The following is a 15405-nucleotide window of genomic DNA, read 5'->3' as shown; positions in this document are numbered from 1 at the left end:
ATTCCTTCTCCTTTTCAGACGCTGAATTTGAAAGCCGCTCAGGCAAACATATTCGGAATAAACAGGATGAGCCCTGGGATATAGGTGACCAGCAGCAGCACCGCGATCATGACCGAAATAAATGGGATCAGCGGTTTGATGAGATCGAAGATTGAAACCTTGGAGAGCCCGCAGACGACATACAGAACCGTTCCGACCGGCGGCGTGACCAGGCCGATGCAGAGATTGATGCACATGACCACGCCGAAATAGATCGGGTCGAGGCCAAAGCTCTGGATGATCGGCAGCAGGATCGGGGTCATCAGGAAGATGGCCGGCGCGAGGTCCATGACACAGCCGATGATCAGCAGCAAGAGGTTAATCAGCAGCATGATCACGACCACATTGTCCGAGATCGAAAGCAGCAGATTCGAGAGCTGCTTTGGCACCTGCGCCAGCGTGATGTAGTAGGCGACCGACATCGCAGCGCCGCAGACCATCATGATGACCGCGGTGCTGCGGGCGGTCGACGCAAGCATCCGCGGCAGTTCCCGCAGAGAAAGCTCACGGTAGACAAATTTGGATACCACAAACGCATACGCCACCGCGATGACCGCCGATTCGGTCGGCGTCACAACGCCGGTGATGATGCCTCCCAGGATGATGACCGGAAGCAGCAGCGCGAAAAACGCGCGTTTGGTGTGGTACCAGACCGTTTTCCAGGAGAATTTATCCGAGGAATCCCCATAACGCTGTTTTTTTACATAGAAGCCCCAGACGGTCATGAGCCCCACCCCGACCAGGATGCCCGGAATGATGCCCCCCAGGAAAAGCTTGCTGATCGAAACGCTCGCGGTCACGCCGTAAAGGATCATCGGGATCGACGGCGGGATGATCGGGCCGATACAGCCGGAAGTCGCGATCAGCGCGGTGCAGACCTTGCGGTCGTAGCCCTCCTCGTCCATCATCGGCAAAAGGATCGAGCCGATCGCCGAGGTGTCCGCGTCGGCCGAACCGGAAACGCCCGCGAAAACCATACTCGAAAGGATGGCGGCATAGCCGAGGCTGCCCCGGATGTGCCCCATGAACGAACGGGCAAACCCGACAATCCGCTTGGAAAGCCCGCCGGTGTTCATGATTTCACCCGCGAGGATAAAGAACGGGATCGCAAGCAGGCTGAAGCTGTCAAACCCGCGCACCAGACTCTGCATGATGATATAGGACGACCAGTCGCCCATATAGCACATCAGTACCACCGCGCTCAGCAGCAGGCTGAAGGCGATCGGAACATTGAGCAGGATAAAGCCGAACAGGCTCACCAGAAACAGGATGACAACCATTTATTCCGCCTCCTTTTTTCGCGCGAGGCCGTGAACCCCGCGCACAACCCGGCAGAGCGTCGTGAGGCAGAGCATCGCCGTAAACACCGGCAGGATGATATAGACATACCCCACACGGATGCGCATCGCCGGGGAAACCGAATCGAACGATTCCAGCATCAGCCTCCAGCCGCCGGTCGTCATAAATCCGGTGATGAACAGGATCAGCAGGTCGCGCACCAGGTCGACGTACCGGTGCAGCTGCGCCGGCAGAAACTTGACCAGGATGTCCAACCCGAGGTGCTCGTTGTTGAAGTAGGCGGTCACGGCGCCCACACAGACCATTGTGATCATCAGAAAGCGGGACATCTCCTCCGCCCACGCGATCGATGAATTGAGCACGTACCGGCTGAAAACGCTGTACAGGACGATGACCACCAAAAGCCCCATCAGCACCGCGGAAATTCCTTCGAGCGCCTTATAGAGGACCGCGAACCATTTTCCGCCCTTTTTGGATGATTCCATTCCTTTTCCTCCTTATCCCCTGTTTAGAACCGGTCGCAGCGGTATTTTTCAATCGCGGCGTCGTCCAGCTCGATACCAAGCCCCGGCCCCTGCGGCACGCTGACGTATCCGTCTTTCAGGGTGAAGTCGCTGACCAGCATCTCCTTGCGGATCGGGGTGTCCCACACACAGTATTCCAGCAGGTTCGCGTTCGGGATCGACGCGATCAGCTGCAGCGAGGCAGCGATGACGATGCCGCTGCTCCAGGCGTGCGGCACAACGGTGATGTTGTGCGCCTGCGCCATGGTGGCGATCTTCTTCGCCTCGGTGAGGCCGCCGCATCGGGTGATGTCCGGCTGCAGGATATCCAGCTTGCAGTATTCGATCAGCTGCCGGAAGCCGTAACGGGTGGATTCGTTCTCGCCGCCGGCAATTCTGGTGTCAATCGATTCAGCCAGCATCTTGTATCCGTCGTAATCGTCCGGCGAAACCGCTTCCTCGATCCAGTAAGGGTTGTACTGCCGCAGTTCTTTGGCGAGCAGCAGCCGCGAGGCGGAATCGATGGGGCAGTCGGGCGACGGAATGAAGCCGATATCCAGCATGAGATCCATGTCGTCTCCGATCGCCCGGCGCGCGGCCTCAACCAGTTTTACATTGTCGCGGAACGGAAGCTCAAAGCCGCCCCATCCCATCTTGACCGCCGAAAAGCCCTGCTCCTTCCACTTGAGCGCCTCTTCGGCGGATTCCTCCGGCGTGTACGGCATCAGCGTGCTGCCGTAGGCGCGCACCTTGCTGCGGAACTCCCCGCCGAGCAGCTGGTAAATCGGCTTTCCAAGCGCCTTGCCGACAATGTCCCAAAGCGCGATATCGATGCCGCTCATCGCATGGACAACCGCGCCGCGCCGGCCGTAGAACATGCTGTTCAAGTACATGGTCTCCCAGATCCGTTCGGTCTGGAACGGGTCCATGCCGATGATCGACTGGCCCAGTCCCTGGCAGATGCGGTGGGACACCGGGGAATCGATGATGGCTTTGACAACCCAGGGGGCGGAATCGACTTCGCCGTAGCCGGTGATGCCCTCATCGGTGTAGACTTTGATGATGACGCCGTCCTGGGCGCTGTCGTTGATCTTCTGGATTTCGCCCGGCTGGCGGACAGGGATGGCTTCCACTTTTGTTATTTTCACGTTATCACCTCAAATGGTTTTCGGTCTCGACCTGCCTTTATTCTACATCATTTTTTCAAAAAGTCAATTGTAGATTGTTAACAATCTTCTTTATGCAATTTCTACTTGATTTTCAATCCCGAATGCTTTATCATTACTATAGAAAGAAGAGGCCGGTCTCCGGCCAAAGAGGATTGTGACTATGCCAGATACATTCAAATTTTCCAAAACCCCCCAGCTTTCCCGCAAGGATTTTGCCTACGATTCCATCAAACAGGCGATCATCCGCGGCGACCTCGCGCCCGGCGACCGTCTGCGGGAAGCCGATATCGCCGCGCAGATGGGGATCAGCCGCGGGCCGGTGCGCGAAGCGTTCAGCCGCCTGGCGCAGGAGGGGCTCATCTACTCCCACCCCTACCGGGAAACGGTGGTCGCGGAGATCGATCCCGAGCAGACCGAGGAGATCTTCGTTCCGATCCGGCGGATCATCGAAACCTATGTCGCCCAGAACGCCTACAAGGATCTGAACGACGAGGACTATGCCTATCTCGATTCGCTGGTCGGACAGATGGAGGAAGCCTGCCACAAGGAAAACCTTGACGAGCTGACTGACCTTGACATCGCGCTGCACACCTATCTTGTCGAACATTCCGCCAACGCAACCATCTGCGCGCTTTGGAATATCATTATCGCAAAAATTCACGCGCGCCTGCTCTATCAGGGCATCCAGCACTTCGATCTTGAAACAGTCAGCCGCGAGCATCGTGAATACATCTCCTTCATCCGCTCGCATGACGCAAAGAAGATCAAAAAGCATCTTGAAACCCATATCTATTAAAAAACGCCCGTGGAGAATCCACGGGCGTTTTTTCACTATTTTCGAAAGCAGCTGGTTTCCAGCCTTATGTAATCAAAGGAAAACCATCTCGGCCACGGTAGCGACAAGCGGAATGGTCACCAGCGACCCGAGCATTGACATCACCACCAGGCTGGCGCCATGCTGTACGTCCCCGCCATAGGAAACCGGCATCATAACCGTGTTGGCCGCACAGGTGCAGCAGCAGGAAATCACCGCCGCCAGCGCGATCGTCCCGCCGCCCGGCAGCCAGTACGGAACCCGCAGCAGCCACAGGAGCAGAATAAAAACGCCCGGCAGAACCAGCAGGCGGACCGCCACCGCCCAATAGGCGCGCAGGTTGGTAAAGGCCTTTTTAAAATCGAGGTCCGCGACAAAAACGCCGGTGATGATGGTGGGCAGCGGGGTGTTCATACTTGCGAGGTAATCGATGGTGTGCATTGCCGGCTCCGGCAGGCGGATACCCAAAAAGAAGATCGCCAGCCCGGCCGCCAGCCCCACAATTCCAGGCGCGGTGAGGATCTCCTTGGCGCTGACCCCTTTGTCCCCTTTGATGAGCATGAGCCCGTGGGTCCAGAAGTAGACGGTCATCACGGTGAGAAAGGCTGCTGAATGCACCCTTCCCTCCGGTCCGAGCACCGCCACCATCAGCGGCAATCCCATGAAGCCCGCGTTCGAGCAGATCGCGCCAAAACGTTCGAGATTGTGGATTCCGGATGGGTCCGGACGGATGAGCAGCTTTGTGACGCCGATCGCCATGAGATGGAAAATTGCCGCCACCACCATGCCGATCCCCAGCTCCCGGAACTTCTCAACCGCAAAATCCTCCAGGATAATCTGGAGCATGAGCATCGGGGTGATCACGATCAGGACAAAATCCGAAATATTCTTTGCGGCGGCCAGATTCAGGATTCCGCGCTTTTTGGCGAAAATCCCAACCGCCATCAGCAGCGTGATCACCGCCACCTGTTTGGCCAGTATGATACCGATTGACATCTGTGCAGACCTCTTATTCTGTCGTAGATTTTACATATTCCCGGCGGACGCTTCCACCTGTTCGGAAAGCTCCGCCCATTCTTCCATCAGCCCTCCAAGCTGGATCCGCATGGCTTCCAGCTGCGCGCACAGATCCGCCACCTTCTGATAATCGCTCGAAATCTCCGGCTGGGTGAGCCGCTCCTGTTCCAATGCGATCGAAAGCTCCAGGTCGGAGATTTCCTGTTCAACTTCCCGCAGCCGTTTTTTCCGCGCCACTTCGAGCGCGCGCTGTTTCTTGCTGCGGTAGTATTCGTTTTCCGGTTTGGCGGGGGCGGGTTTTTCCGCCGGTTTTTCCTGCGCGGGCTTCTCCGCTTCGGTCGCTGCAAGGTACGATTCATACCCGCCCTGATAGCTTTTGAACCCATCAGGGAACATCTCAACAATCCGGGTCGGCACCTTTGAAAGCAGATAACGGTCATGCGAAACCATTAAAATAGTGCCCTCAAATTCCATAAGCGCTTTGTCGAGCGCTTCCTTGGTGGGCAAATCAAGATGGTTGGTCGGTTCGTCCATGACGAGGACGTTTCCGCCCTCATACATCATAATGGCGAACTTGAGCCGCGCCTTTTCCCCGCCTGAAAGCATCCGGACTTCCTTTTTGATCGTTTCCCCGGAGAACTGCAAATTCCCCAGTACATTGCGCACATCCTGCTCATAGGTTGCGGGGAACCGGTCCCAAAGCTCGGAAAGCACCGTTTTAAACGGGCTCAGCCCGGTCTGTTCCTGTTCAAAGTAGGAGCGTTTCACATTCCTGCCCCAGAGAATCCGCCCTTCCACCGGTTCGGCCAGCCCGAGAAGCACCTTCAAAAAGGTGGATTTCCCCACGCCGTTGGCGCCGACCAGCGCAACCTTTTCTCCGCGCATCAGGTCGAAATCGATCTTTTCACAAAGCTGTTTCTCCTGCGCGCCTTCCCCCACCCTGAGGGTCAGCCCCTCGACATGCAGCACGTCCTTGACCGGTTCGCGTTCATATCGAAACGCCATGCGCACCGGCGTGACCGGCCGCGGCGGGAGCTTTACAAGCTCCATCCGGGCGAGCTCCTTCTCTTTTGACTTGGCCATCGCGGCGGTCGAGGCACGCACCTTGTTGCGCGCGATATAATCGGTGAGCTTGGCCACATGCGCCTGCTGCATCTCGTATTCCTTGCGCTGGCGTTCATAGATCATCTGCCGCGTCGCGGTAAATTTTGTATAATTCCCCTTATAGGCATTGACCCGAAGCCCCACAAGATCCCAGATTTTGTTACAGATTTTATCGAGGAAATACCGGTCGTGCGAAACCACAACAATGGCGCCCTTATATTCCTGTAAATAGCTTTCGAGCCACTGCAGGGTTGCGAAATCGAGATGGTTGGTCGGCTCGTCGAGCATGAGCAGGCCTGGGTTTGCGAGCAGGAGCTTGGCCAGCGCAAGCCGGGTTTTTTCGCCGCCCGAAAGGGTCCCGCAGACCGTGCGATCATCCCGGTCCCCAAATCCCATACCGTTGAGAACGGTTCGGATTTTGACATCGATCTGATAGCCCTCATTCGTTTCAAACCAGGCCTGCAGGCGGTTATACTCCTCCGCGAGCGCGATATATTCCGCGTCCGCGTGGTCGGCATACTGTGCCATCCGCGCGGCCAGGCGCCTGAGCTTTGCCTGCGCGTCGAGCAGTTCCCCAAAGACCGACCGCATCTCCCCATAAATGGTATTTTCACTGTCGAGTCCGCTCGTCTGCCGCAGAAAACCGATCGAAAGGCCGCTTAAAACCGCGCGGTCCCCCTCGTCCGGCGGATAATCCCCGTTGAGGACATTGAGAAGGGTGGTCTTTCCCGCGCCGTTCGCGCCGACCAGGCCGATCCGGTCCCCTTCTTCAACCGTGGCGTTCACCCCTGTAAAGATGATCCTGTCGGCAAACAGCTTGGTTACATTTTCAAGGCTTACTAACATAAGAATTCTTCCATTCCCAATCGTTCAATCTTCCCCGAAGTCTTCCCCGGGCACAGGCGGCATATTGGTCTGCTGCGGCAGCGCGCTCACCGCTTCAAGCCGCCGCCGGATGGCGCGGGTACGCACACCGACCAGCTTGTCGAGTTCGCTGTTCGCCTGTTCAAGCCGCTGCTGGGTCGCCGCAAGCACCTCCCCGAACCGGTCAAATTCGGTCTTGACCGCGCCCAGTACCGCCCAAACTTCCCCGCTGCGCTTTTGAATTGCCAGCGTTTGGAAACCCATCTGCAAACTGTTCAGAAACGCGGCCATTGTGGTTGGACCGGCGATGGTCACCTTGAAGTCCCGCTGGAGCGGTTCCAGCAGGCCCAGGCGCAGCGCTTCGGCGTAAAGCCCCTCAAACGGCAGGAACATGACCGCAAAATCGGTCGTGCCCGGGGGATCGATATATTTGTCGCGGATGTCCTTTGCAAACAGCCGGATACGTGAGGACAGCACTGCCGACGCTTCGCTCACCGCGGCCGGGTCGCCCTTTTCATACGCTTCGGTCAGCCGCAGGTATGCGTCGGAGGGGAATTTCGCGTCGATCGGCAGGAGAACAGGCGTTTCCCCATCCCCCGGCAGCACCACCGCGAACTCCACAACATTGCGGCTGTCCCGTTTGGTGGCGACATTGGCGCGGTACTGTTCCGGCGCGAGTATCTCGGAAAGGATCGCGCCAAGCTGGACCTCCCCGAGGATGCCGCGCGTTTTGACATTGGAAAGTACTTTTTTGAGGTCTCCAACCCCGGCGGCAAGGCTCTGCATCTCTCCCAGGCCTTTATAAACCTGTTCGAGCCGTTCGCCGACCACCTGAAAGCTCTGATTGAGCCGGTTTTCGAGGGTGCGCTGCAGTTTTTCATCCACCGTCTGCCGCATCTGCTCGAGCTTTTTCTCATTGTCCTGCTGGATCGCTTCCAGCCGCGTTTCAACCGTCTGGCGGATTCCGGAAAGCTGCTGTTCATTCTGCGCCGTAAAGGCACAAAAACGCGCGTCGATCCCGCGCATCCCATCCGAGACTGTTTTTTGCAGGGAGTCCTGCCGGCGGGAAAGCTGTTCGGACAGCTGCCGCTGCCCGTTTGAAAGCTGCGCCCCCAGCGTTCCCACGGTGCGCGCGACGTTTTGATGGGTTTCCTGCCGGGTCTGCCGTCCTTCGGAAAGAAACTGCTCCTGCAGGCGTTCCAATTCATAAAGGATTGGCGCGGGATCGAAATCCGCGCTTTCCTGCGCGGACCTGCGTGCCGTCAAAAACGCCGCGCCTGCAAAAATGCAGGCAAACAGGCTGAAACCGGCCCCCAGCCACAACAGGATTTCCTGCACTGAAATTCCCTTCTTCCCCGCTTATCATTCCCGTTCTGTACACAATTAGAATTATTTTACCATAAACATCAAAAAAAGGGAATACCGCCCGCTCTTTTTTTATCGGTCCTTTTTCATTCTGCCAAAAGAAAAAGGACGGCCTGCCTTATGAAAAGGCAGGCCGTTACTTTTTTATTACAGTACTTACATTACATACAGTACATACACCCATAATTTAGCCTTGGAGTATGGGTTGATTTACCAGCATAATCAGCGGCCTTTTGGGCATTACGCGTCAATTTGCCGGGTGGTCAGTTTTGGCTTGTCCGGTAGGCAGTTTTGGCTTGTCCAGTGGTCACTTTTGGTTTGCGGGGTGGCAAGAAGCGGTGAGTCCGCTCCGGAGGCGGATCTGATATAATAACCATGGAACAGTTATCATTTGGGTTTCCGGGCAGGTAGACCCGCGCCTTTGCCGATGCCGTCCCAATGCACAGGGATCTCACCGCGCGGACAGGGCCCCTATGAGAATTTGAGCAGTTCCCCAAAAAAGCCTGAAATTTGGAGAATGGGAGGGATAAATGGGAAAACTGTTTTTTGGGTACGCAGTTTTGGTTAGTGGTGTCTGAAGGAATTGAGTGAATTTTTGTCCGGTGTACGGCGAGGGACCTCCAATCCGGCTTAAAAAGGGACTTTGCGGACATTTTGGATGGGGGCGTATCCCGATATGGTGGAATCGAGAAAATGAAAGAAATCTTCTGAAAAACAGAGAAAATAGCGGATAATTTTGAAAAATTCGCAGCAAGAGTACCCAGTTTCGGTTAGCTGGCGGAGCGGGTGGTCAGTTTCTGAAGAACCAAATTGCAGGCAGGCTTTTGCCGGGAATCTGGGTACCATCGCGGGGAATGTCGGGAAATTAATACGCAAGGTAATTACTTTACAGGATTTCAGGGAATGGATACAGTTTGGAAAAATGTATGAAAAACGAAAAAATAAGAGAAATCAGAAGATAAATTTAAAATTCGAGAAAATTTATTTCGTTTGGTACCCAGTTTCGGTTAGCTGACCGGCGGGGCAAAATTACATCCTGTAAAATAGGGTTTGTCCGGGATGATTCGATGAAAAATAAAAACAGAAGAAAATCGATGAAAACCCGTGTAAAAGGGATATAAATTTCGATAACTAGAATTATATTATTTGTTTGGTACTCACTTTCGGTTAGCGGTATCCCCAATATCTCGTGTTTTTATGTAATGGCAATAAGCTTTACATTTAAACGCCGAGGATCTTCTTGAGGATATCGTTTACCAGCTTGCTGTCGGTGACTTTTTGCGCGGTCGCGGCCCGGTGGATCGCTTCGATGACAGCCGCGTCAAGGTAAAAGGTTTTGTTTTTGGCGGCTCTCCCCTCCTCGCGCACAATGAACGCGGTCAAGTCGGGAATCGGCGCTGCGCTTTGCTGCTGCCTGCTTTTAGCTGCGGGCCTGCGGTTTGCGGGCGGGGTGGGTTCCGAGACGGCCGCCGCAAGTTCTGCCTGCGCCGGGACGGTTTCTTCCGCAGAGACAACCGGGCCGGCCAAAGAGGCCTGCTGCACAGGCGCGGGGATGTCCTGCGTTTCCGGCTGGGCGCGGTGGGTTTTGTACTCTTTCGCCTGGCGTTCCAGGACGCTTTTTGTAAATTTATTTGCCATGATGTACTTCCTCCCTGCAAGGATCTTTCTGTTCATCGCGCGGCCCCGGCCCGCCTGGCGGAGGGTCTGGTCCGGCACACTATATTATAGGATCTTTTTTGCGAGCATTTCGTCGACTAATGACGCAATCGCGTCGCATCCTTTGGAGCGCAGGTCATAAATGGAAATGGGGACGGCGGCCAGCTCGCTTTCAGTGATGCGCACATTGCGCGGGATGATCGTCTCAAAGAGGATTTCACGCAGATCGGCGGTGTCGGGCGAGGTGCGCAGAAATTCCAGGAAATCCGCCGAAAGCCGGTTGCGCGCGTCGAAATCGTTGACGATAAACCCCTTGATATTGTCCGCGCGGCGCAGCCTGCGGCGGGCCTCCTCCCACAGCGCAATGAAAAGCTGGGCGCCTTCGATGGCGTTCATCGAAACGTCGCTCACCAGCATAATTGCGTCGGAGGCGAGAAATGCGTTCTGGTTGACAATTGACATACTGGGATTGGTATCGATCAGGATGTAGTCGTACTGGCCGAAAAAATCCTGATTGTCGGCGAGATAGTTTGAAAGGATCTGTTCACGCCCGGCGACCGAAGCAATCTTGAGCTCGGCCTTGTGCAGAAAGATCGATCCGGCGATCATGTCGAGCCCCGGCAGCCGGTCGATTGGGCTTTTAAGGATCAGCCGTCCGGGCGCGGGCTGCTCGGATTCGATGTTGTAGATATCGTAGGTGGTGCAGAGATCGGGATCGGTACGGTCGATGCCCATATTGTTGGTGAGGTTTCCCTGCAGGTCGCTGTCGACCACGAGTACGTGGTAGCCGAGCTGCGAAAGGATCCCGCCGATATTAAAGCAGAGCATTGTCTTGCCGACGCCGCCCTTCAAGGTTCCGAAGGTGATGATCTTGCCCATAATGTCCCTCCTGTGCGATAAGCGAATCTATTACCGAATCCATTATAACATAGATTGGAATATATATGCAAGAATATATTTGCGATCTTATTCGACAATATTATTTATATTATATTTTTTATTATAATATGTTTTATAATGAATATTACATAAATTATTATATTAATTAATATAATTTCTAATAGAAAAACGAATATAAAGATTAACAGATGAGCGCTTGCCTTCGCGAATACATTGTGCTACATTACATAACATGGATTCCCGACGATATGCGCGGCGAAAGGAGAACTCCCCATGCAGAAAAATGAACGGCTTCTCGAAGAGCTCCGCGGGCTGCTGCCCGAATACATGGCGCAGAAGCGCATCCTCATCGGCGGGCGGAAAAACCGCCTTATCCGCTGCATCAACCCGCAGCATGAGGACCGCCACCCGAGCATGTCCTATTACCAGCAGGCGCACAAGCTCAAATGTTTTTCCTGCGGCGCGAGCTATGACATCTTTGATGTGATCGCAATGGATTACCCGGACTGCGACAGTTTTCCGCGTCAGGTAAAGAAGGCCTGCGATATCTTCGGCCTGCCGTTCCCGGAAGATTTTGGCCGCGGCGACAGGGCGGTTCTGTCCGCCCGTGCGCCCGCGGCCATCCGGAAAACGCTCCCCGCCGCCACTTTGCCTGCGCCGCAGGAGTCCGTGCCGCAGGCGGATTATACGGCGCTCATTGAAGAAAAGATCAAGACGCACGGGCTCGGCGGGGAATATTTTGAAAAGCGCGGCATTTCGCGGCGGCTCTGCGAAAAATACCGTCTTTTCCAGGCGGACGGGCGCGCATGGATGCCGGTGTTTGAAGATGGGAAATGTATCTGCTACTGCGCGCGGGCAATTTCGGATACCCTCCAGCCACGGTATAAAAACAGTCCCGGCCCGATGGAGATTTTCGGCGCGCGCTATTTTCACGGGGAAGGGGAGGGGGGCGCCCTCTTCATCACCGAATCGATCCTCGACGCGCTGTCGGCGGAGGAATGCGGCTATCAGGCGGTGGCGCTCTGCGGCGCGGCGAATGTGCGCAAATTCCTGGAGCTTTGCCGGGCGAATCCCGCCGCCGCAAACCGATATAAGCTGATCGCGGCGGGCGACGCGGACGAGGCGGGCCGCCGGATGAACGCGGAGCTGGCCAAAGGCCTGCGGGCGCAGGAGCTTTCCTGCGGGGAAATCCAGCTGCCCGCGCAGGTAAAAGATTTTAACGAACTGCTGATGCGCGACCGGGAAGTGCTGCGGATAGTGCTGGGCTTATCGGCGGATGCCGACCGGCGGGCCTATGAAAAGACGAGCGCGGCGGCGGCGGTGGGGGAATTGCTTGACGAAGCGATCCGCCGCGCCTCCCGCGACGCCTGCCCGACGGGTTTTGACGCGCTCGACCGGGTGCTGGACGGCGGGCTTTATGCCGGGCTCTATATCATCGGCGCGATATCGTCGCTGGGCAAGACGTCGTTTGTTTTGCAGATAGCGGATTATATCGCGGCGCATGGAACCGACGTGCTCTATTTTTCGCTGGAGATGAGCCGTATGGAGCTGATGTCTAAGAGCATCTCCCGCCTCACCTATCAAAACGACCCGGCGGCGGAGCATGCGGACGCCTTCACCGCCCGGCAGGTGATGCGGCTGCGGCAGGACATCACGCCGGAACGGGGGATTCTGCTGAGCAATTCGATCGAACAATATAAATATGAAGCGCGCCGGCTTTTCCTGCGGGAAGGGATTGGGGATATTTCGGCGGCGGATATCCGCGCCGCGGTGGGCGAACATATCCGGCTGCGCGGCTGCAAGCCGGTTGTGGTTGTGGACTACCTGCAGATTCTCAAGCCCGCCGATCCGCGCGCCACCGACAAACAGAACACCGACCGCAGCGTGGTCGAGCTCAAACGCATCAGCCGGGATTTCGACCTGCCGGTGCTCGCCATTTCGAGCTTCAACCGGGAGAATTACCGCAACGCGGTTTCGATGGAGGCGTTTAAGGAGAGCGGCGCGGTGGAATATTCCTCCGACGTGCTGCTGGGCCTGCAGCTTTCCGGGGCGGGGGAGCCGGGGTTCGACGTGAACGCCGCCAAGGCGCGCAGCCCGCGCGCGGTTGAGCTGGTGCTGCTCAAAAACCGAAACGGCGTGCCATATGCGCGCATCGAGTATGCTTATATCGCGCGCTTTGGCTATTTTGGCGAAGGCGCGGTACGGTAATCTTGCCGGGGGCAAGGAATGATCGGTAGAATGCTCGAAAAAGCCGGTCGGTTTTTCAAAGAAATGACAAAACGGTAACAAAAAGTTACAAAACTATGACAAAACCCATTGACAATATGAAGATTTTGGGATAGAATTATGACCACAGGAGAAATTTGGAGAGATTTTTCCCACAAAATGATTTACTAGGAGGAATTCCCAATGAAAAAGGTACTTGCGCTCGTTCTGGCGCTGGCCACCGTTCTGTCTCTGGGCGTTACCGCGTTTGCTGCTGAAGGCGGCGCACCGGATGTCAAGAACTTCTCTGATGTCTACCTTAAAGATGCCAAGGACGTATTCCCGGGCTATGACGTTGATAAAGATGTTCTGGAAACCGTTCCGGACAAGACCTATTATTATGTCATTCCGGATGTCACTTTTGCAAAAGTAGAGGGAGAAAACCCTGTCGAGGCAAAAACTGCAACCGCTGAACAGCTGGCTGATACCGATCTTTTCAAAGTGAAGATCGACAAAGAAGAGGGCGGCAAATGGTTCTCTTCCCTCAAAGTTGATCAGGTTAAGATCGATGGCGACCGCACTTGGGTCATCGCTGCGAAGCTGAAAGACGATCAGACTGACAACGAGTACAAACTTAAATTCAGCGTCAAATTTACCTCCAAGGATAAATTTGACAAAGACAATGATTTTGAAGTTGAGTTCGATACCGAAACCATCTTCATGAGCAACAAGACCATCGAAGAGGATGACATCGATCGTGCTGCCGGCACCGGCGGCGAGATGTTCAAACCCGTCAAGAACGAAGAGAACACCGTTCTGTGGGAAGATGAGAACGAAACTCTCGCAACCCTGACCTTCGACGCTGATTCCAGCGTTGTCAAGTACTTCCCGAAACTGTCCACCAAATGGGACAATAGCAAATATGCGGAACTGTTCAATGATCAGGACGCGTTCATCCGCGGCTGGGTTGGCACTCCGAGCATCTCCTCCACCTCCCGTGCGCAGCTCGACCTGAATGTTCCTTACATCGATGAGGACGATGAGCTGACTGTTGACGAGGATGCGATCGTTGTCTACGAAGAGACTGCTGACGGCGAGCTGGTTGACATCACTTCCAAGGGTACCTTCCTGTGGAACGACGACGATGAGTTCGTTTTCCGCTTCAAGACCCGCACCCTGGGCACCTACATCTTTGCTGAAGCTCCGGTTACCGAAGCTGACGCTGATGCTGAAGTCCCGGCTGACGAAGTTGTCGACGCTGACAAAGTCAACCCTGGCACTGGCTTCTAATTTACCCCCAATCATAACTGTATGATACAAAGGAACGGACGGCTCTCCACGTCCGTTCCTTTTGTGTTTGTTTACAAATTGTTCATAAATAATTGCGATAAAAGACAATAATTTCCAATAACTGTAAGAAAAGTGACAGAGCGGTAACAAATAAATTGCAAAAGTTACAATTTGGTTACAAAAAGCCCTTGACATTTCCTGTTTCGCGGGATATACTGGTAACAGTTAAGGCAAGGGTTGGAGGACCTTTCCTTACGCGCTTTTCAAAACTGATTTACACTTATTAAGGAGGAATTTCCAATGAAAAAGATTCTTTCGGGAATCCTGGCCGCTGCGATGGTCATGAGCTTTGCTTCCGTCGCTGCTATGGCGAAGGAACTGGAGGCTGGAGACGATAAGGCTGTCACCGGTAAGGTTTCTGCCGCTGTATTCTACGACGATGATGACGAGAAATATGCGGATACTGAGGTCAAATTGGGCGCTGACGGTTCTATCTTGGCCGAGGATCGCATTGCCCCGAATTCGATCGTTTATGCTTATATTACAGGTGTAAACTGGGATACAACTGGCGCTGTCGCTAACAACCATAGCGCAACGATTAAATCCATCCAGGACAAAGATCTTTTCAAATTTGATGTTGACAAAGATACCAATGGCAAGATGATCAAAAAGATCTCTTATGACGGCGACAAGAAGATCCCGGGAGGCGATCGTGCGCTTCGCCTCAAGATCGAAATTGCTGACACCACCACCACTTCCGAAATCCACACTGACGGTGAAATCACCTTCACCGCGAAGAAAGATTCCACCGACAAGATCGGTGGAAAAGATGAAGCTTTTGTAAAGGGCGACGAGATCGTTATCCCGTATTCCTTCTGGATCAACAACGAGAAGAAGAGCAACGATGACAACCCGGACGCTGGCGACCGCGTTTACTTCGATCCTGACGACAACGACACCAACACCCTGATCTGGGGCGACGACCGTGCCGCTCTGAAGTTCGAAGCTGACGACGATGCTTCCAAATTCTATGCCCGTCTGTCCACCAGCACTGACCGCACCCTGTACGCTGAGTACGGCGATCCGGTTGACGCTGACCTGTGGTTCTATGACTTCGTCACCAACCCGACCATCCCGTCGACCTCCCGCGCGACCCTGACCCTTGGCATTCCGTGGGACG

12 protein-coding genes are annotated in these 15405 nt (G+C 54.9%); 4 read left to right on the top strand and 8 right to left on the bottom strand.

The annotated features are described in order from the left end of the window. Positions 1-38: 38 nt before the first annotated feature. Genes BN4275_RS00095 through BN4275_RS00085 form a run of 3 tightly spaced genes read right to left on the bottom strand, consistent with a single transcriptional unit; the run spans position 39 to position 2989 of the window. On the bottom strand, positions 39-1319 hold the full coding sequence (locus tag BN4275_RS00095) for a TRAP transporter large permease (protein ID WP_066452449.1): 1281 nt from the start codon (positions 1317-1319) through the stop codon (positions 39-41). Then, positions 1320-1823, bottom strand: coding sequence for a TRAP transporter small permease (locus BN4275_RS00090; protein WP_066452448.1), 504 nt, complete (start codon positions 1821-1823; stop codon positions 1320-1322). A gap of 23 nt (positions 1824-1846) precedes the next feature. Next, positions 1847-2989, bottom strand: a complete 1143-nt coding sequence (locus BN4275_RS00085; RefSeq protein WP_066452447.1) for a mandelate racemase/muconate lactonizing enzyme family protein — start codon at positions 2987-2989, stop codon at positions 1847-1849. Positions 2990-3170: 181 nt separating this feature from the next. Here BN4275_RS00085 and BN4275_RS00080 point away from each other — a divergent pair, with 181 nt between their 5' ends. Continuing rightward, on the top strand, positions 3171-3806 hold the full coding sequence (locus BN4275_RS00080; protein WP_066452446.1) for a GntR family transcriptional regulator: 636 nt from the start codon (positions 3171-3173) through the stop codon (positions 3804-3806). Between the two features lie 72 nt (positions 3807-3878). On the opposite strand, the gene BN4275_RS00075 is transcribed toward BN4275_RS00080, so the two are convergent. The 5 genes from BN4275_RS00075 to BN4275_RS00055 form a co-directional block, all read right to left on the bottom strand. Beyond that, positions 3879-4820, bottom strand: coding sequence for an AEC family transporter (locus BN4275_RS00075; protein ID WP_066452445.1), 942 nt, complete (start codon positions 4818-4820; stop codon positions 3879-3881). A gap of 30 nt (positions 4821-4850) precedes the next feature. Further along, entirely contained in the window at positions 4851-6791 is a 1941-nt protein-coding gene (locus tag BN4275_RS00070) for an ABC-F family ATP-binding cassette domain-containing protein (protein ID WP_066452444.1), read from the bottom strand. Between the two features lie 24 nt (positions 6792-6815). After that, positions 6816-8147 (bottom strand): DNA recombination protein RmuC, encoded by a 1332-nt coding sequence (locus BN4275_RS00065; protein ID WP_066452443.1) that lies wholly within the window; start codon positions 8145-8147, stop codon positions 6816-6818. A gap of 1248 nt (positions 8148-9395) precedes the next feature. After that, the gene (locus BN4275_RS00060; protein WP_066452442.1) at positions 9396-9812 is read right to left on the bottom strand and encodes a hypothetical protein; all 417 of its coding nucleotides are present in this window, start codon (positions 9810-9812) and stop codon (positions 9396-9398) included. An 84-nt stretch (positions 9813-9896) separates the two neighbouring features. Continuing rightward, on the bottom strand, positions 9897-10709 hold the full coding sequence (locus BN4275_RS00055; RefSeq protein ID WP_066452441.1) for a ParA family protein: 813 nt from the start codon (positions 10707-10709) through the stop codon (positions 9897-9899). A gap of 294 nt (positions 10710-11003) precedes the next feature. Between BN4275_RS00055 and BN4275_RS00050 the strand changes: the two genes are divergently transcribed. The 3 genes from BN4275_RS00050 to BN4275_RS00040 all read left to right on the top strand — a co-directional run. Further along, positions 11004-12938: a DnaB-like helicase C-terminal domain-containing protein gene (locus BN4275_RS00050; RefSeq protein WP_066452440.1), complete on the top strand. Its 1935-nt coding sequence runs from the start codon at positions 11004-11006 to the stop codon at positions 12936-12938. Between the two features lie 201 nt (positions 12939-13139). Next, positions 13140-14225, top strand: coding sequence for a hypothetical protein (locus tag BN4275_RS00045; protein WP_066452439.1), 1086 nt, complete (start codon positions 13140-13142; stop codon positions 14223-14225). A 300-nt stretch (positions 14226-14525) separates the two neighbouring features. Then, positions 14526-15405 (top strand): hypothetical protein (locus tag BN4275_RS00040; RefSeq protein WP_079987951.1); only part of this gene is annotated, 880 nt, incomplete at its 3' end.

Source organism: Anaerotruncus rubiinfantis, from assembly GCF_900078395.1.
Taxonomy (GTDB): domain Bacteria; phylum Bacillota; class Clostridia; order Oscillospirales; family Ruminococcaceae; genus Anaerotruncus; species Anaerotruncus rubiinfantis.
This window is presented reverse-complemented; position numbering and strand designations above follow the sequence as displayed.